This is a genomic window from Clostridium pasteurianum BC1 (genome assembly GCF_000389635.1).
GTDB classification, from domain to species: Bacteria; Bacillota; Clostridia; order Clostridiales; family Clostridiaceae; genus Clostridium_I; species Clostridium_I pasteurianum_A.
Window position 1 is genome coordinate 4,758,335 of record NC_021182.1, and the last position, 17,435, is coordinate 4,775,769.

The 17,435-nt window shown below is 30.7% G+C and carries 16 protein-coding genes and 1 pseudogene; 3 read left to right on the forward strand and 14 right to left on the reverse strand.

Going from position 1 to position 17,435, the window contains the following annotated elements; all coding sequences use genetic code 11:
• Positions 1-34 precede the first annotated feature (34 nt).
• From CLOPA_RS22150 to CLOPA_RS22165, 5 genes and pseudogenes are all read right to left on the reverse strand, one after another.
• Positions 35-1,441, reverse strand: coding sequence for a sensor histidine kinase (locus tag CLOPA_RS22150; RefSeq protein WP_015617650.1), 1,407 nt, complete (start codon positions 1,439-1,441; stop codon positions 35-37).
• A 1-nt stretch (position 1,442) separates the two neighbouring features.
• Positions 1,443-2,171, reverse strand: a complete 729-nt coding sequence (locus CLOPA_RS22155; protein WP_015617651.1) for a response regulator transcription factor — start codon at positions 2,169-2,171, stop codon at positions 1,443-1,445.
• A 234-nt stretch (positions 2,172-2,405) separates the two neighbouring features.
• A pseudogene (locus CLOPA_RS25715) lies at positions 2,406-2,627 on the reverse strand (helix-turn-helix transcriptional regulator); the annotation flags it as partial.
• Between the two features lie 94 nt (positions 2,628-2,721).
• Positions 2,722-3,507 carry a flavodoxin family protein gene (locus CLOPA_RS22160; protein ID WP_015617652.1) on the reverse strand — a complete coding sequence of 262 codons (786 nt, stop codon included), beginning with the start codon at positions 3,505-3,507 and terminating at the stop codon, positions 2,722-2,724.
• A gap of 56 nt (positions 3,508-3,563) precedes the next feature.
• The gene (locus tag CLOPA_RS22165) at positions 3,564-4,199 is read right to left on the reverse strand and encodes a TetR/AcrR family transcriptional regulator (RefSeq protein ID WP_015617653.1); all 636 of its coding nucleotides are present in this window, start codon (positions 4,197-4,199) and stop codon (positions 3,564-3,566) included.
• 412 nt (positions 4,200-4,611) lie between these two features.
• On the opposite strand from CLOPA_RS22165, the gene CLOPA_RS22170 reads away from it, so the two are divergent.
• A complete protein-coding gene (locus CLOPA_RS22170) occupies positions 4,612-4,818 on the forward strand; it encodes a TOBE domain-containing protein (RefSeq protein ID WP_015617654.1) in 207 nt (68 codons plus the stop codon).
• Positions 4,819-4,918: 100 nt separating this feature from the next.
• On the opposite strand, the gene CLOPA_RS22175 is transcribed toward CLOPA_RS22170, so the two are convergent.
• The 3 genes from CLOPA_RS22175 to CLOPA_RS22185 form a co-directional block, all read right to left on the reverse strand.
• Positions 4,919-6,139, reverse strand: a complete 1,221-nt coding sequence (locus CLOPA_RS22175) for a multidrug effflux MFS transporter (protein WP_015617655.1) — start codon at positions 6,137-6,139, stop codon at positions 4,919-4,921.
• 267 nt (positions 6,140-6,406) lie between these two features.
• Positions 6,407-7,093: a response regulator transcription factor gene (locus CLOPA_RS22180; RefSeq protein ID WP_015617656.1), complete on the reverse strand. Its 687-nt coding sequence runs from the start codon at positions 7,091-7,093 to the stop codon at positions 6,407-6,409.
• 181 nt (positions 7,094-7,274) lie between these two features.
• Positions 7,275-8,471 (reverse strand): sensor histidine kinase, encoded by a 1,197-nt coding sequence (locus CLOPA_RS22185; protein ID WP_015617657.1) that lies wholly within the window; start codon positions 8,469-8,471, stop codon positions 7,275-7,277.
• A 276-nt stretch (positions 8,472-8,747) separates the two neighbouring features.
• On the opposite strand from CLOPA_RS22185, the gene CLOPA_RS22190 reads away from it, so the two are divergent.
• The gene (locus CLOPA_RS22190) at positions 8,748-9,659 is read left to right on the forward strand and encodes a daunorubicin resistance protein DrrA family ABC transporter ATP-binding protein (protein ID WP_015617658.1); all 912 of its coding nucleotides are present in this window, start codon (positions 8,748-8,750) and stop codon (positions 9,657-9,659) included.
• Positions 9,660-9,661: 2 nt separating this feature from the next.
• Positions 9,662-10,486: an ABC transporter permease gene (locus CLOPA_RS22195; RefSeq protein ID WP_015617659.1), complete on the forward strand. Its 825-nt coding sequence runs from the start codon at positions 9,662-9,664 to the stop codon at positions 10,484-10,486.
• Between the two features lie 144 nt (positions 10,487-10,630).
• Here the strand turns inward: CLOPA_RS22195 and CLOPA_RS22200 are convergent, their stop codons facing one another.
• The 6 genes from CLOPA_RS22200 to CLOPA_RS22225 all read right to left on the reverse strand — a co-directional run bounded on the left by CLOPA_RS22200 (position 10,631) and on the right by CLOPA_RS22225 (position 17,358).
• Positions 10,631-11,560: a DUF4097 family beta strand repeat-containing protein gene (locus tag CLOPA_RS22200; protein WP_015617660.1), complete on the reverse strand. Its 930-nt coding sequence runs from the start codon at positions 11,558-11,560 to the stop codon at positions 10,631-10,633.
• Positions 11,561-11,564: 4 nt separating this feature from the next.
• The gene (locus tag CLOPA_RS22205; protein ID WP_015617661.1) at positions 11,565-12,221 is read right to left on the reverse strand and encodes a permease prefix domain 1-containing protein; all 657 of its coding nucleotides are present in this window, start codon (positions 12,219-12,221) and stop codon (positions 11,565-11,567) included.
• Complete coding sequence (locus tag CLOPA_RS22210; protein ID WP_015617662.1) at positions 12,214-12,555, reverse strand: PadR family transcriptional regulator; 342 nt, start codon at positions 12,553-12,555, stop codon at positions 12,214-12,216. The genes CLOPA_RS22205 and CLOPA_RS22210 overlap by 8 nt, the downstream gene beginning before the upstream one ends.
• 294 nt (positions 12,556-12,849) lie before the next feature.
• Positions 12,850-14,166: a nitrogenase component 1 gene (locus CLOPA_RS22215; protein ID WP_015617663.1), complete on the reverse strand. Its 1,317-nt coding sequence runs from the start codon at positions 14,164-14,166 to the stop codon at positions 12,850-12,852.
• On the reverse strand, positions 14,150-15,631 hold the full coding sequence (locus CLOPA_RS22220) for a nitrogenase component 1 (protein WP_015617664.1): 1,482 nt from the start codon (positions 15,629-15,631) through the stop codon (positions 14,150-14,152). Before CLOPA_RS22220 ends, CLOPA_RS22215 begins: the two co-directional genes overlap by 17 nt.
• Before the next feature lie 347 nt (positions 15,632-15,978).
• Positions 15,979-17,358, reverse strand: a complete 1,380-nt coding sequence (locus CLOPA_RS22225; RefSeq protein WP_041711664.1) for a glycoside-pentoside-hexuronide (GPH):cation symporter — start codon at positions 17,356-17,358, stop codon at positions 15,979-15,981.
• Positions 17,359-17,435 lie beyond the last annotated feature (77 nt).

A 17,435-nucleotide genomic window follows, 5' to 3' on the forward strand; every position in this document is an offset into this window, starting at 1 on the left:
CTTAATCTGAGTTTTAAGTCATCTTAATTTCATCTTAAGTTTCTTTGGGGAATTCTATATTTATGCTTGTACCTACCCTTAGCTTACTCTCCACATAAATCTTTCCTTCATGTGCTTCTATTATTTGCTTTGCAATTGCCATTCCAAGGCCTGAGCCTTTAACATTGACAGTGCTATTTGTACCTCTATAATATCTTTCAAAAAGTTTTTTAAGTTCTTCCTCTCCCATGCCTTTTCCATTATCCTCAATCTTAATATATATTTTATCCTCAGCTTTTATAGAAACTCTTATTATAGTATCGGTGGCATTATGAATTACTGAATTATATAACAAATTAGTGAAAGCTCTTCGAAGAAGTGTACTGTCAAAATTAAAATTTACCCTGTCCTCAATGCAGTTAAAAATAATATTTCTGCCTTCATATTCCGGATGATTCAATATATTTATTATTACTTCCTTTAATAAGCGCACCAGATTCCCATCTTTCTTATTTAGAGGCAGCATGCCATTTTTTAATTGATAAGTAAAATTTAAATTTTCAACTATGCTTTCTACATTTTTTACATTTCTCAGTATTATTGTTCCATATTTTTTTGCGTCCTCTGAAGTAACAATATATTCAGAATCAGTTAATATCTCAGCATAGCCTTTTATTGGAGATAATGGAGTTTTTAAATCATGAGATATATTTGCAATCCATTCTTCCCTCAAGGTTTCATTCCTTTTTCTCTCAATTTCACTAGCTATAAGCTTACTATTTAAAAGATTAAGACTTTCATATACATCCTGGTATATTCCCTTTCCCTTCATAGGAATATAAGAATCTGAGGCTAGTCTTCTTATACCTGTTATAATATTTAATAAAGTACGATTCATACGCATACCATAAGCGGCGATAAGAAGCATAATTATTGGCAATATTCCCAATATGACAAACTTAAGCTGAGAAGCTTTATCATAATTCAAATACATGGTAATTTTTAATATCTTTACAGGAAAACCTATAACGTATGTCCATTTTTCTCCGTTATTATCAACACTTCCAACAAACATAGTATAATCCCCTAGATTACCTCCGTTTTTATATAACTGAACCATTTCTATGGGCGCATAATGAAGTGAAGCATTGGCAGGACTATTATAACTAGTAACCACATCCCCATTTTTATCAACAATTTGAAGACAAAGCTTGTACTTTTTTAATTCGCTTATTCCTGAAGCCATTAGTTGTGGTTTGCCATCCTTAAAATTAATTTTTTTAGAAAAATCCCCTGTAAAGGATATGGGCCAGCTGCTCCAGTTAATCTGGCTATTTTCATTACTAATGCTGCTTTTTAATAGGTAACTCCCTATCCCTGCGCAAAGAAAAATTATAATTAAAAAAACAATAAAAAATATAGAATATAAATGAAAGATTGTTTTATAACCTGATTTTCTCATTCTAATCATTCCCTTTTACAAGCTTGTATCCAAGTCCTATTACTGTGACAATAAGCTTAGGCTTAGAAGGATTGTCCTCCAGTTTTTCTCTTAAATGCCTTATATGGACGGAAATTGTATTATCATACCCAATATATTCTTCTCCCCATACTACTTCACAGAGTCTTTCCTTATTAACTATCTTATTGGGGTTTTCTGCTAAATATAAGAGAAGTTGATATTCCTTTGCTGTTAGACTAACTTCTGTATCCAACTTATATACCTGACAATGCTCAGTATCAATAGTAATGTTACCAAACTTTATGCTCTGATTTTTATTATCATTAACTTCTTTTATACCAGCATACTGCTGTCTCCGCATTTGAGCCTTGATACGGAAAGCGATTTCTCTTGGACTGAAGGGTTTAGTGATATAATCATCTCCACCCATGCTTAGTCCAAGAATTTTATCGATATCACTATTTTTTGAAGATAGAAATAAAATTGGGCAATAAGAAAATTCTCTTATTCTTTTACATACTTCAATACCATCAATATCAGGAAGCATTATATCAAGTACCACTGCATCTGGTTTTTCATCTCTGCACATTATTATCCCATCCAGACCACAATGTGCCTTTTGTATATTCTTAAAGCCTTCCTTCAATAGAATATCCTCTATTAAGTCAGTTATATCTTTTTCATCGTCTATAAGTAATACTTTTTTATTTGAATAATTTACGAAATCCATTTTAAAACACTCTTACCCTTTTACATTTGATTCCTATGTAACTTCATTTAAGATATTTATTTTATTCAATTTGCCTTTTTTACTGCTCTAGTTGAACAATATTTATTATAGGTTAAAAAAGCTGTATAAATCAATAATATTAAAACTTTTAAGAAATGCCTCATCATGTGGTATGATTCATCGTAACGGGTATAACAGTAGTTTTTTAACTATGATTTTAAAAAAACATTTACCTTATTTCCCTAGCAACAACTTTACTTTCATATCAGTATCTGTTTCTGAAAAAGGAGTGTTAACAATCAGTTCTAAGCTAGGATCATCCGAAACCTCAAAACTACTAAATTCAAAAATCAACGTTCCTACAATTGGATGGTTGAGTTTCTTATAAATTTCACTATTTCTCTGTACATCATGCTTGGACCACCATAAATTAAATTCCTTACTTTCCCTCTTAAGATCTTGAACAAAACAGGGACTTACTTTAGTACAGTAAGTCCTATTTTATATTGTGTCTACATCAATAAAATTGTTTACCTTTATTACACTATTATTATTTATTTTTTTGTTTTTGATATATATCTATCAACATTCCAAAAGCCCATTTAAATATATTTATTTTAGTGTCATAATAGTATTCTGAATGAAACCATCCTCTTTCTTTAAAATACTTATTATCTCTATTATCACATTTTGAATATTTATGTGATCCTCTAGCGAATCTAAATATTAATAGCTTGAATAATGTTGGTTTAGGGTACCTATTTCCATATAGCTGTTTTATAAACTTCCTTGCTAATCTTTTTATGGAGTTTTCTACACGATTTGTTTCTAAATCACTCCAAACATTCCTATTGTTGTATGCCGATCCTTCAGGAACTGTAATTGTAATTCCCTTAATAACTACTCCTCCAATCATGGAAGATACACTATCCAAATATTTATTTATACTTTCACCACCATATGCACCTTGGGCTACAATTGAAGTAAATACTTTTCCAAAAAAAATAGGTCTATGCATAATATAAGCTGACCTATCTAGATAATTTTTTAACAAATGTGTAACTTGAAGTGCATAATTAGGCGTTGCAAGTATTATTCCATCTGCATGCTTTATTTTATCTAAAATAATATTGTAATCATCTTTTAATGGACATAGCTCTTCTCCTCTTTCTAAACAAAGTGCGCAACCTCTACATAATTGTAAGTTCATTTTCCTTAACTCTATGTACTTAAAATCAATTTGCTTATATCTTTCCAGTTCCACTTGAAACATTTGAATTATTTTTTTGGTTTGACTATTTTCTCTTATATTCCCCATTATGGCTATTATTTTCATAGTTGCTCCTTAGTTATATAAAAATTTGGTATTTAATCATACCACCTATAACATATTTAATCTCTAATACTTTTCCAAAAAAAATCTATATGTTCACTTATTTGCTGTTGGAGTTCATCGATATTAATATGTGACATGTCCTTTAACATGAATTCTTCATATATTTTATAAATTGCAAAAGCATGAAATTCTTGTGCAAGTAAGCATGCATTATCCTCTTTTATAAACTTGTTCTTCATAAGATCCTTCAAAAATTTTTCAATAAATATTCTTGGATTTTCAATAAACTCTTCTAAAAAAAATTTTCTAATCTTTTTGTTTTTAAATTGTTCCTTAATAATAATCTTTAAAATATTAGTGATTTCTGGATTTTTGATAGTATTAACAACACTATACAAGCCTCGCTTTAAAATATTGGGGATAGTATCTTTTTGAATAGATACTTCATCTATTTTAAGTATTACGTCATACTGATAAAATACATTTCTATAATACTTAAATATCTCCTCAAGTATCTCATCTTTGCTTTTAAAATGGTTATATATTGAGCTAGCTTTAATCCCCACCTTATCCGCAATTTTCCTCATTGATGCCTTATCATAGCCTTTGTTGGCAAACTCATCTATAGAAACACAAATTATTTTATCTTTTGTATTTTTTAGTTCTAAGTTTTCATTCAAAATTTCATTCAATTTTTTCCCTCCAAGCTAACAGCGTTAGTATATTTTTATATTATACTAACGCTGTTAGCTTGTCAACAAAAATAGTAACATTTATAAAAATATTGTAAAATAAAAGGGGATATCCTTTGAGATATTCCTTATACAGATGATTATACATCCTGTAATTCTTTGCTATCTATAACTGATTCTCTAAAATTACTTTAACTAAGTTTTAATTAAAATCGTTTTGTATATAAACTATAAGAAATTACAAACACATATTTAAAACAAACAATAATTAACAAAAACAATTAACAGCTAATATAAACAATGACTTGAATTTATAAAATACTTATGTATAATAATAAGTGTAAGGAACAAAACAAAAAGAAAAACAAAAATGGAAAACAAATATAAAAGATAAATTAAGGAGGAATTAATTATGAGTTTAAGTGCAAGAAATCAATTAAAAGGAAAAGTTGTAGGTTTAAAGAAAGGTGTTATAACTGCTGAAGTAGTTGTTGAAATCGCTGGCGGAAACAAAGTCACTTCAATAGTATCTCTTGATTCAGTTGAAGAACTTGGTATTAAAGAAGGCGCAGAAGTAACTGCTATTGTTAAATCAACTGATGTTATGATTTTAGCTTAATTAATACAAAAAATACTGGGATAATAGATAGAAAAAATTTTTTCTATCTATTATCCCAGTATTATATTTAAACAAAAATTCTATATATCATTTTTCTAATTTAAACATTATTCATAAAATATTTCTTTTGTATTAAGATCCAAAGTACTAAACTTATCATAGCAATAATTACATACATAGAACCCATCACAAAAATTCTGTTTGCAAAATTCAAAGAAATAAGCATCATCCCTATACTGCCCATAAAGGTATATGAAAAACTCATAAGTGATGCAGCAGTACCTGTATCTTCACGCTGCTGCTCTAATATCAAATTAGTACTTGGTGGTCTTATTAAATTCCCTGCCAAAGTAGCTGGCAATATTGATAATGCAAACAACCAGGGTGAGAATTTTCCTATGGTTATGATTAATATGCCACTTACAACTATTATCCCAAAGCAAGTAGTAATAATCGGATTATTTTTATAATGCTTTGATAATCTCATATAAAATAATGGTGCAATTACTGAAAATATTGCATTAAAAGCATAAAAATAGCTGTAAGCCTGCTCACTCAAGCCAAAGCCATCCACATAAATATATGAGGACATAGATATATATGCCAGCAATGGAAGCATTTGAATTGAAAAAATAATAAGAAGAACTGCAAATCTTAAATTTTTAATTACTACTCCAATTCTACCAACAGTCTGAAATATATTTCCATTGCTGCGCTTAGCTATTGTCTCTTGCATAAACACTCCACCTACTATTGCTATAATACCCACAATAGATAATATCCAGAATACTCCATGCCAAGAAGTTACCTTTAATACTAGAGCACCTAAAACAGGGGCAATTACCGGTGCCAACATTGCCATTGACTGAACCAAAGCCAAAATAGATACACGTTTTCTTCCATCATAAGAATCTTTTATCATTGCCACTGATACCGAAACTGCAGCACCACTTCCAATGGCTTGTAAAATACGAAATACAATAAGCTGATAAACAGCACCAGAATTCGCACATAATATACTCGCTAAAGTATAAATAATTAGCCCAGATAATAGTATTGGTTTTCTGCCATACTTGTCGCTTAAAGGACCCCAAAACAGCATTCCTCCGGCATAAAAAATAAAGAAAAGTATTAATGTTAAATTCAGTAAAGCAATATTAGTATGAAAGCTTTCCACCATACTTGGTAGAGCAGGCAGATATAAGTCTGTTGACAGAGGTACAAATGCACCGAGAAATGCAATAAATACTACAAAGCCTCTATCCCCTAAGTACTTCTGCCTTTTTGAATTATTATAATTTATTTTTTCTGCTGTATTCATTTAAACCGTTATTTCAAATCTACTAAAATATAATATTCTATATTTATCTTAAATCTTTTCCATTCTATTCTTAGTAAATTAATAACGGAGGTTCACCGCCTTTTCTTAAATTGTAATAAATTTTATCTTAATCCTAAATCAAATAAATAATTCTTGTAATCACTAATATAATTTCATTTATATATGAGCTTTTTTATAAATGAAATTGAATATTAGTGCTAATTTGCTGGATTAGTCACTATATAATAGTTAATCCGAATTTTCTGTTTATAATTTAAACCTATATCCAGTTCCCCATAGTGTTTCTATAAACTCTGGATTTGACGGATCCTTTTCTATCTTCTTTCTTATCTTTTGGATATGTACAGCTACGGTTGCCATATCACCGCAAAATTCATCCCCCCATATTCTATCAAAAATATGTTCCTTAGTAAAAACAATATTAGGATTTAAAGCAAGAAATAGTAATATTCCATACTCCTTGGAAGTCAATTGAACCTCTTTCCCGTTAACAGAAACTCTATGTGAGGCTGTATTTATTTCTAATCCACCATGACTTATAGTATCTGAAGATATATTACGACCTTTAAGTCTCTCATATCTACTTATATGAGATTTTATTCTAGCCATAAGCTCGGCTGGACTAAAGGGCTTGGTAAGATAATCATCCGCACCAAAATTTAAACCTCTTATTTTATCTATATCCTCTGTTCTTGCAGAAACCACAATTATAGGTATTTCAAATTTCTTTCTAATTTCTTTTATTATTTCAAAGCCGTCTTTTCCCGGAAGCATTAAATCTACAATTACTACATCGTACAATCCATGTAATGCCAATTTAAGCCCTTCAATACCATCTTGAGCAATTTCTGATTCAAATCCGTTTAACTCTAAATAATCCCGTTCCATTTCCGCTATATTTAAATCATCTTCAATTATTAGAATCTTTTTCATTTCTATCCTCCTATTAAGCAAACTTTACTTAGTTACATAATTAGGCATCGTAAAGAAATAGCTAGTCAGTATGCTAGTCTATTTAGTAAACTACTGCGTCAACAGAACCTTAAGATAGCATTACTATCATCAGCTCTTGTTTCCTTGTATGATTCAAAATATACGACCCATCTTTGACTTACTATTTATTTTTAGGAAACATTATAGTAAAACAAGTACCCTTTATTTCCTCACTTTCAACTTTAATTTTACCTTTATGAGCTTCTACTAATTCCTTAGCTATGGCAAGCCCAAGTCCTGTACTCATTAAATCCTTAGTTCTTGCATAGTCTATCCTATAGAATCTATTAAAAATATGCTGAAGCTTATCCTTTGGTATAGTTGGCCCATTATTATGTATATCAATACATACATAATCTTCTTGCTGATATAATTTAACCTTTATTTGTAAATTATCTCTCAAGCCATATTTCATAGCGTTCCCAATAATATTTCTGAATATTTGATGCACTCTTTTTCTATCAATACTTATATTAAAAGATTGAAGTAATTCATTGTCATAATAAAATTCTATGCCTTTATCCTCTAACTCATATTTGAATTCCTCCATTACATCTTCCATAAAAGCACTAACATCTATTTTTTCTAAATTTAGCTCTAATTTATCCATATCTAATTTTGAAAATAAAAAAAGATCATCTATTAATTTATTCATGTAAATGGCATTATTATATATTATATGGTGATATTTATTTATTTTATCCTGTGTTATTTCATCCATCTCCAGCATAGTTTCAATATAGCCTTGAATTGCCGTAATTGGTGTCTTAAGGTCATGTGAAATATTTGCTACAAGCATTCTTCTATTTTCCTCGTAAGCTTTCTTCAATCTTTCCCCTTCACTAAGTTTTTTTGCCATTTCATTAAAAGAATCCACTAAATCCTTTATTTCACTGCTAACCTCATTTTCTACAGTAACCTGATAATTCCCCTTTGAAATTTCATCTACACCCTTTTTTAATTGACTTATAGGCTTTAGTATCCTTTTTTCCAAACTTCTATTAAATATAAATTGATGAAGTCCACCAAATCCAATAATCACAGCGAAACCAACAGCAGCTGCTCTTACACCAAAGTACCTGAATATCAAAAACCAAACAATTATATTAAAAATTATAGTAAATATACGTGAATATTTTACATGTTTATAATACCACTCAAACCCATTGGCTTCCATATATTCTTTTTTAATTTTTCTATTGATTTCATCCTGTATTTCATGAAATTTTTCATGATTTTTTTTTGCTCTATGTCTGTATTGACGTACTGCAGCAATTCTTTTATGAATAGCTTCCATAAATTTTGCATTTTTCTTCATTCTATCACCTTATTTCTTCATAAATATATTTGTCTTTAATATATAAGTATCCAACAAAACATTGATAAATCTTGGTTATCATCGTAAGAAATTTATCTAATTATACAGTCTACTTGTTAAGTACGAACTATGTATAATTTTAAAGGTAAATATTAAAAATCCTTTAAATCAATTATAAAAATTTTATAAAATCTTTAGAAACACTTTAAGTGAAATTTATAATAAGCCATTAGTATAAGACACATAGACAATACATAAAACAGGAGGTTTAACATTATGTCAAACATAATTGAAGTGAAAAATTTCACTAAAAAATTTGGTGATTTCGTTGCTGTAGATGATATTTCTTTTACTGTGGAAGAAGGTTCTATTTTTGGCTTTCTTGGTTCCAATGGTGCCGGTAAAAGCACAACTATTAACGCACTCTGTACAATATTAGATAAGACTAAGGGGGATCTAAAGATTAACGGATATGATATATCTAAACAAAAAGATAAAGTTAGAAATGAAATAGGAATAGTATTTCAAGAATCAACTTTGGACAGTAAATTGACAATTGAAGAAAATATAAAATTTCACTGTGAATTCTATAATGTTCCCAAAAACGAAATTAAAGAACGTATAGATTTTGTATTAAATCTAGTTGATCTTACAGACTGGAAAAAAGCTCCTGTTGGAAGTCTTTCTGGTGGTATGAAGAGAAGAGTAGAATTGGCACGAGGACTTGTTCATTATCCAAAGGTTCTATTCCTAGACGAGCCCACTACAGGACTTGATCCTCAGACCAGAGCAAATATATGGAGCTACATTTATAAACTACAAAAGGAAAAAAATATCACTATTTTTTTAACAACACATTATATGGATGAAGCTGAAATATGCGATAAGGTAGCTATAATGAATCATGGAAAGATAACTGCTTATGATACACCTTACAACCTGGAAAAACAATACACATCAAATGTAACTAAAATAAGAGTTTCCAATAAGGACTTGCTTATTCAATACCTTAAAGCTAACTCCATAAAATATAAACTTACTGAAGATTTATTTAAAATATATTCAGAAGAACTAAAAGAAATATTATCAATGGTATCCGTATTTAAGGACTCCATAATAGATTTTGAGACAACTAAAGGAACTCTTAATGATGTATTTTTAGCCGTAACTGGAAAGGAGATAGGATAACTATGCGTGGAATGTTTGCTATTCTAAAAAGAAATTTAACTAATTTTGTACGTGATAGACTTAGACTGGTGTTTTCAATAATTATGTCCGTATTCTTTTTATTTGTTTTTTCCTTTGTAATGAAATCTTCTACTGCTGGAATTGCTCAGCCACTTAATTATCTGATTTCAGGAATAATTATTATGACAGTGTTCCAAGCGGCTCTAAGTAACTCCACAAGTATAATTGAAGATATGTCCATGGGTTTTATGAAAGAAATTATTGTGTCTCCTATTAAAAGGTGGCAAATATCAATAGGACAAGTTCTTTCAGCGACAACTATAGCCTTTATTCAGGGGCTACTTGTTATTATACTAGGTATGTTCATGGGATTAAAGCTAAATGCACTGCAATTTCTGGCAATGTGTGGAGTTATGGCATTGGTAGGTTTAACTTTTAGTTCTATTGGCCTATTTCTAGCTTCCCTGGCAAAGAGCTCTACAACCTTCCAGATAATGATTACTGTATTTACTTTTCCTTTAACTTTTTTATCTGGTGCCTATATACCAACTACTCTTATGCCAAAAATAATTCGTCCTCTTGTTTACATTAATCCCTTGACTTATACAACTTCAATTTTCAGATACATTACCTTAAGTATGGGAAATCTCAGTACAGAAGCTTTAGTAAAGGCAGGAGTGGCTTTTAATATTCATGGTTTCATAATAAAACCTTATGATGGTCTGTTCATAATACTTGCAATGGGTGCTATTTTCTTTGCTCTTTGCGTCATGAAATTTAATAAAGCTGATTTTTCAAATGTAAAAGCTTTTAATCCACATAAATAGGATATAAAATTTACTTAAAGTTATTCCTAGTAAAAAAGCAGTATCAAATTCCTTAAGTTAAATTTGATACTGCTTTTTATATATAAATAAGTTCAATGCTTTGCAACATTTAATATATTAAGGTAATACTATTGGTATTCTTTTTTAATTGGAGATATCTATATTACCAGAGTTTGTGCTTGCATTTATTTTCTTGTAAGGACCATTACCAACCTGGCCTGTTGCTTCATTTCTTTTCTTATTTTTGTAATTCAAATCAAAGCTGGATCTTATATCACCCGAACTGCACCTACCATTAAATTGAAAACTTAATCCATTTGGAACTACTAAATCAACATCTCCAGAATGTGAACTAACATTTGAATATTCACTGATATCTTTATAATTTATTTTAACATTTCCTGAGGATGCAGCTGCATCACCAGAGCCTGAAAGAGAATCTACAGCAATATTGCTAGAAGAAGTATTCACTTTATAGCTTTTACTGCTTAAACTCTTTACACTGATATTACCTGAATTAGCTTTCAAATTAGCTACATTTACATTTACATTACCTTTGCTTTGTAAACTTCCTGATCCTATCGTACAGCTTAAGTTATTTAAATCTATATCTGAGTTAAAAATAACATTACCAGAAGATGACTGTATATCCAGATCCTTAGTATAAGTTTTAGGTATATATACCTCAATTTTTTCTCCAAAATCAAATATTCTAAATACCGAACGAAAAGTACCTCTTTTGATTATAATATTGTCATTTTCTTTATTAATTGTGAACTTTTCTTCTTCACTAAGTTTACTTGTTGCCTTTTGGATAACTCTAAGATTTGGTTCATCTGTAGTCTGTACTATTATATCGCTGCTTGAAAAATCCACATTTATTTTATTAAAATTGTCCAAAGATATATTTTCATCCTTTTGAACCGTAGACGCAGATACATCTCTCCATTTGAAAAAGCTGAAAACATCTCCCGCACTTTTGTTATAGTGTATAGCATATGCAAGGAAGCCTGTAAGTACTACTGCAATAGCTAACCATATTCCAATTAATATTTTTATTAAGCTCCTATTCATATTATCACTTCCTCAATTGAAATGCTAGAGTGATAGCTCTCTCTATGGCAGCCCCTATAATAAATATAACCCAGGAATATGCCCAACTGCTAAATTGAAAGCTTAAAACAAAATAGATAACAACAATGATCATCCACAATATAGATCTTATAGATTTGATAATTTCCCTGTCCTTATTAGTAGAAGATTTCCATTCCTTAAATTCTTCCACTATGGTATCGTCAGCTTTTAAATACTTAGGGCGTGAAACTGCATTATATATTATAATACAGGTAGCCGCTGCATCCATTGTAAGCATTATACACACTGCAATATTATCATCAATTCGGAAAACTTCAGTACACAATATTAATATTACTACACTCATAATATAGAGCCCTATAGAAACAGATAAAATTAATGCACTTTTTTTCCTGTCCTTTTGTATTTGTGCATAGTCAAGCACATCCTTTTCCTTTAATCCTCTTATAAGATCATCTACATCTCCAATACCTGCAATTGCAATATTAAAGGCTTCTTCCTCACTTTTTCCAGAGGCTACTAAATCATTATATTTATCCATAAGATTAGCTAATAACTCTTCTTTCAGTTCCCTTGCCCTACTAGTTTCTGGTGCATTTTCAAATAACTCATCTACCTTTTTACGAAATTTTTCATACATTTTCATTACCCCCATAAATCAATTTATCAATTAACTGCTTTGCTTCCTCCCAGTCAACCTTATTTTGTCTTAAAGCAGCTTTTCCCAAGGTAGTTATAGAATAATATCGTCTTCTTGCCCCTGTTGTTTCATTTCCCCAATAGGAAGTTATTAACGAAGCCTGCTCTAGTCTTCTGAAAGCTGAATATAGGGTTGCCTCTTTTAGCTCATACTGATTATCTGTTTTTTGCTGTATTGATTTGTTAATCTCATAGCCATAACTGTCTTTTTCTGCTAGATGAGATAAAATTATTGTTTCTGTATGTCCTCTTATTATATCTGAAGTTATAGACATACCCTCACTCCTCTCCTAAATAATAAATTTGTTTTGTTATTATACTTATATTATATGTATATATACCTCGCCTGTCAATGTATATTTTTATAGCGTATATATAAAATCATCAAATCTAAAGATTTACATTTTTCAAAAAAAATAAGAGTTAGATATAAGATTAATTTTAACCTTATATCTAACTCTTATATAATTAAAATCTATTCCCGAGATAGATTTTTGCAAAGCATCCTTAAAACTACTCAGCGTAGTTTTTTCCAATTTCTACACCCCTGGGATGCATTTTTTTCCAGTTTATTTATAGGTATCAAGTACCCTATCATATATATCTTCAATAACTCTCAATCCACCATTGTAACCAGCATATCCACAATTGAGAATTAATCTGTAGTTTACTGGTGCACTTACTATTAAAAGATCTGCTCTTATATCTTTCGCAAGATCTCTTTCCCAACCGCTGCCAAGTATTAATGCCCTATTATTTTGAGGTTCTTTTCTTATTTCTTCCTGAATTTCTCCTCCATCAATAGAGAAAGTAACCTCTGCAGACCTATATGCAGATATGGTTTTAAATTGATCAATTATTTGCTTCTTATATTTTTCAGGAGTATCATCAATTACAAATTGTTTAGCTGGTATAATTCCAAGTTCATTTAAGAGAAACTTTGCAAATCCAACAGCATAACTGGCATCTAGTATAGTATAGAATCTTCTTGGAATACCATATCTAAATTCCAGCATAAAGTCTGCAGTTCTTTCAATATGAGTATAGAACTTTTCTTCTTCCTTAGTAATAAAAGCCTCTACTTTAGTTTTATCCAGCTTTGCATAATCCGCTACTTGCCTTAGGAATTTTGTAGTTTCTCCACCTCCTATAGGAAGATATGGGAAATGAAAATAAGGTGTATTATATTTATCTTTAAGATGATTTGCTATATTAAGTCCTACCCAGGAGCTTACTACAATATTAAATTCTGCCTTAGGTATTGCCTTCCATTCCTCAACTCCATTGGACTCATTACCAAATAGTATATTAACTTTAAGGCCTATACCTTGAAGAATTCTTTTTATTTCTTCAAGATTGCCATTCCAGTAAGGGTCCTGATATGGAATAGTTACAAATACATTTACAAGACCCTTTTCTACAGTCTTATCTTCTGCAAATTTATCTACATACTGATCAACTATAGCATTTACAACAATATCATGACTTATATAATTATTGCTTTTAAAGCCTCCAGTTTCAGCAAAGGCAATTGGTTTATCCTGTTTTTGATATTCACCAGTAACACTCTCTATATTGTCTCCCACAATATCAGATGTACATCCTGAAAGTACCACATAGAGATCTGCATCTATAACCTTAAATGCACCATCAATTACCGTTCTCAGTTTTTTTTCTCCACCAAAAACAATTTCTGATTCACTGGAATTAGTACAAGGTATTGTACTACCTCCTGCATATCCTTCACCTTGGCCTATTAGCCTGCTTATTTTTGTACTGCAGCCCGGACCCGCATGTACTATTGGTACGGCTCTTTTTATAGCAACTATTGTCTGCTGTACTCCCAGCGCACAGGAGTACCTTGGCTGCTCAATAATTCTTGACATGTGCTCCACCTCCAAGAAAAGTAAATGGATCCTGCTCCAGCCACCATTTTGTATAAGGCATACTGCTGTGCTTTGCAAGATTAGTTACAAACTCTTTATTATCTATAGTCTCAGCAATTCTTCCTGCATAGTTAAGTACTCCCTGGTATCCAAAACCAAATTGCTCATCCCCAATAAGCAGTGTAGGTATGCCTAATTTTGCTCCCCATAAAGTCATACCACCATGTCTTGCAATCATAATATCCGGTCTTACTCTATTAAGTATGTTAACCAATTCATAAGACTGTTTATTACATACATTATAATTTTTTATATCACCATAATTCTTAACATCTTGAGCTAAAGCATCGGAAGCTTTATCCCCATTATCATATATTGGATCATGATGGAAAATAGCTGCTCCCTGAACTTCCAGCCCCAATTCTCTAAGCAGTGCAATTATAGCATGCCCGTGGGCAGCCCCTGCTGTAAGATAGGCAGTTTTACCCTTAAGTAATTCTCTATATTCGTTGAGTTTAGGTATTACTCTTTCATGCTCTTCTTTTATAATTTCTTCTATTTCTTTTTCCCTATTAAGAACCTTCCCAAGCTCTCTTAACCATTGATCTGTACCAGCTATTCCATAGGCAGGTGGTGATTTTATTTCCGGAACACCATATACCTGTTCTAGCGCTGCTCCCATATAAGTTCCAAGTGTTGAACATACCTGAATAGTTGCTGCTGCCTCTGATATATATTCTAAATCTGCAACTGTTGAAAAAGGTACAATATATTGAGCCTCATAACCTATTCTATTGAGAATATCGTCAAAAATATGACTGCCCCAAAAATTTATAATATTTACTTTGTTAGTCTTTTTTCTTGGTGGCTTAACTATCTTTCTCACTATTGTATGATAAGCTGCATCAAAACCTGAAGTCCATATTTTTGATCTGAAGCCTTCACAAAAGCATGCAACTACTGGAATCCCAAGTTCTTTAGATAATTCTTCAGTTTCAGTCTCCACATCTTCCCCTATTATTCCAGTAGCACAGGAAGTTGTAACAAATATAGCATTAGGTTTTGCCCTTTTGTAAGCTTCTCTTACTGTAGTTTTAAGCTTTTCCCCTGCTCCAAAAACAGTATCCTTCTCTTCTATATTGGTATTAAAATATCTTCCATTTGTTGAAGGCAAATCTCTTTGCATCTGTCCTACTCTATATACAAAATTAAAACCAAAGAAATCCCCTGCACAACCTACTGGTGCATGATTTACCATAGCCGCATCCTTTATCATGGAGAGCTGGCAAAAAGCTTGCCCTGAACTACATCCCATACACTGGCTAAAACTTCTTGAAGAATCCTTAAGCTTTCCAGCCTGAGAACATCTAACAAGTTCATCAGCGCTGCCATTAAAACCAGTAATAGAGCCAAGACGTTTTTCACGAACTTCAACTTCAGGAATTTTTAAATTTATTTTCCCCATTTATGATTCCCCCTCATTTCATAATAAGCAATGAACACTTTAGCTCATTATTTAATTATAATGTTTCTAATTATATTCCTACTTAGCCAGTCATTAAAGCCTTTAGGAAAGATAATGAACTAATGTTCTTAAAAGTGTAAAAAAGGGTATACTTCGCCCAAGAAGTATACCCTCTGGTTTTTCCAGTCAGATATATCAATAAATGTATATTATACATCATTCCTATTTGTTTAATTGGTTATCATTAATATATATTAAATTTCTATGTTTGTCAACTATTTCTTAATATAATCCCAAGGTAAACGCATGAAATTCATATTTTCTTGCTTTACAGATGAACTATGTTTTTACTTTATTACAAGATTTACAGATGAACTACTTTTTATTTGTAATTCAACTAGGATTTTTTTGTACTTTTCATCTGTTAAGTTATATAAGAATGCAAATATAAAGAAAGATAAACCTACAACAATAGTTGGATATAAGAACATCAATCCTTTCATTCCTGCTAATGTTCTTGCTGATTGTCTAACATTTGGGGCATATCCTACTAATGTTAATACTATACCAGGAATAAATCCAGCTAATGCCTGAGCTACTTTTCTAAAGAAGCTATAAGTAGAATAAATAATTCCCTCTGTTCTTTCACCCGTCTTCCATTCACCGTATTCAATAGCATCTGATATAAATGCCCAATTTAAGGTATTTGTAAAGCTTATTCCAAAATAAGCAATGCCTGATATAATCATAAATTCAGTTAAGTTTGTTGGAAGTATATAGTTTGCTACATCTCCAACTATCGATATGGCACAACCAATTAAATAAGTTGTTTTTCTTCCAAATTTCTTTACAACTAAAGGAACGATTACAATAGCAATAAGAGAAAAACCGATATTCACAAAATTTAGAATAGCTGTTAACTTTATATTACCAAAGTAATATTGACAATAATATACCACCATTGCCCCTTTTAGATTACCAGCTGATATTGTTAATAAACTCATTAGATTTAAAACCATTAGTGGTCTATTTGATAAAAGTGATTTAAATATCTTACTCAAAGATTCCTTTTTCTGTTTTCTATTTTTAACCAATACATGTTCACTTGTATTTTTATAACAAAAAATATGACATAGCACCCCAAAGCATGACATTAATCCAACAATTACTGGATAACCCATTTTAGAATCAGAAAATTTTAGAACCAAAGGTATTACAGCTACTCCTGTTACTAATGCACCTACAGAAGCAAAACCATTCCTAAAAGAAGCTAGTTGAGTTCTTTCATTAGAATCTTGAGTTATAGCAGAGGCTAATGAACCATATGGAATGTTTATAAAAGAATATGCCAAGCCAAATATCATGTATGTTAGATAAGCATAAGCAATTTTACCTTCATATGATATATTTGGAGCTAAAAATGATAGAACAGTGGCAATTGCAAGAGGTATAGTACCAAATAAAATGAATGGCCTAAATTTTCCTCTCTTTCCAACTTTTTTTCTTGAATCTATAATAGTTCCAACACTTGTATCTGCAAAAGCGTCAAATATTTTTGATATTAAAAAAACACATCCCCCAGCAGCCCCCGAAATTTTAAGTACATCAGTATAAAATTTCAGAAGATATGCCTGACCTAAATCAAACATAAAATTATTTCCTAAGTCACCCATTCCGTAAGCAATTTTTTCTCTTAAATTTAATTTATTTTTTTGTTTATTTTCCATGCTATGTCTTCCTTTCTTTTTTATAACAAACAATTCAATAACATATATTATATTATTTGTTATTTTTTTACATTTAA

Excerpts from the sequence above, each read along its gene's own strand:
- CLOPA_RS22180 (WP_015617656.1), bottom strand. The coding sequence starts at position 7,093 with ATGAAAAAGATTCTAATAATTGAAGATGATTTAAATATAGCGGAAATG.
- CLOPA_RS22200 (WP_015617660.1), bottom strand. The coding sequence starts at position 11,560 with ATGAATAGGAGCTTAATAAAAATATTAATTGGAATATGGTTAGCTATT.
- CLOPA_RS22210 (WP_015617662.1), bottom strand. The coding sequence starts at position 12,555 with ATGTCTATAACTTCAGATATAATAAGAGGACATACAGAAACAATAATT.
- CLOPA_RS22170 (WP_015617654.1), top strand. The coding sequence starts at position 4,612 with ATGAGTTTAAGTGCAAGAAATCAATTAAAAGGAAAAGTTGTAGGTTTA.
- CLOPA_RS22190 (WP_015617658.1), top strand. The coding sequence starts at position 8,748 with ATGTCAAACATAATTGAAGTGAAAAATTTCACTAAAAAATTTGGTGAT.
- CLOPA_RS22150 (WP_015617650.1), bottom strand. The coding sequence starts at position 1,441 with ATGAGAAAATCAGGTTATAAAACAATCTTTCATTTATATTCTATATTT.
- CLOPA_RS22220 (WP_015617664.1), bottom strand. The coding sequence starts at position 15,631 with ATGGGGAAAATAAATTTAAAAATTCCTGAAGTTGAAGTTCGTGAAAAA.
- CLOPA_RS22225 (WP_041711664.1), bottom strand. The coding sequence starts at position 17,358 with ATGGAAAATAAACAAAAAAATAAATTAAATTTAAGAGAAAAAATTGCT.
- CLOPA_RS22160 (WP_015617652.1), bottom strand. The coding sequence starts at position 3,507 with ATGAAAATAATAGCCATAATGGGGAATATAAGAGAAAATAGTCAAACC.
- CLOPA_RS22175 (WP_015617655.1), bottom strand. The coding sequence starts at position 6,139 with ATGAATACAGCAGAAAAAATAAATTATAATAATTCAAAAAGGCAGAAG.
- CLOPA_RS22215 (WP_015617663.1), bottom strand. The coding sequence starts at position 14,166 with ATGTCAAGAATTATTGAGCAGCCAAGGTACTCCTGTGCGCTGGGAGTA.
- CLOPA_RS22155 (WP_015617651.1), bottom strand. The coding sequence starts at position 2,171 with ATGGATTTCGTAAATTATTCAAATAAAAAAGTATTACTTATAGACGAT.
- CLOPA_RS22195 (WP_015617659.1), top strand. The coding sequence starts at position 9,662 with ATGCGTGGAATGTTTGCTATTCTAAAAAGAAATTTAACTAATTTTGTA.
- CLOPA_RS22185 (WP_015617657.1), bottom strand. The coding sequence starts at position 8,471 with ATGAAGAAAAATGCAAAATTTATGGAAGCTATTCATAAAAGAATTGCT.
- CLOPA_RS22205 (WP_015617661.1), bottom strand. The coding sequence starts at position 12,221 with ATGTATGAAAAATTTCGTAAAAAGGTAGATGAGTTATTTGAAAATGCA.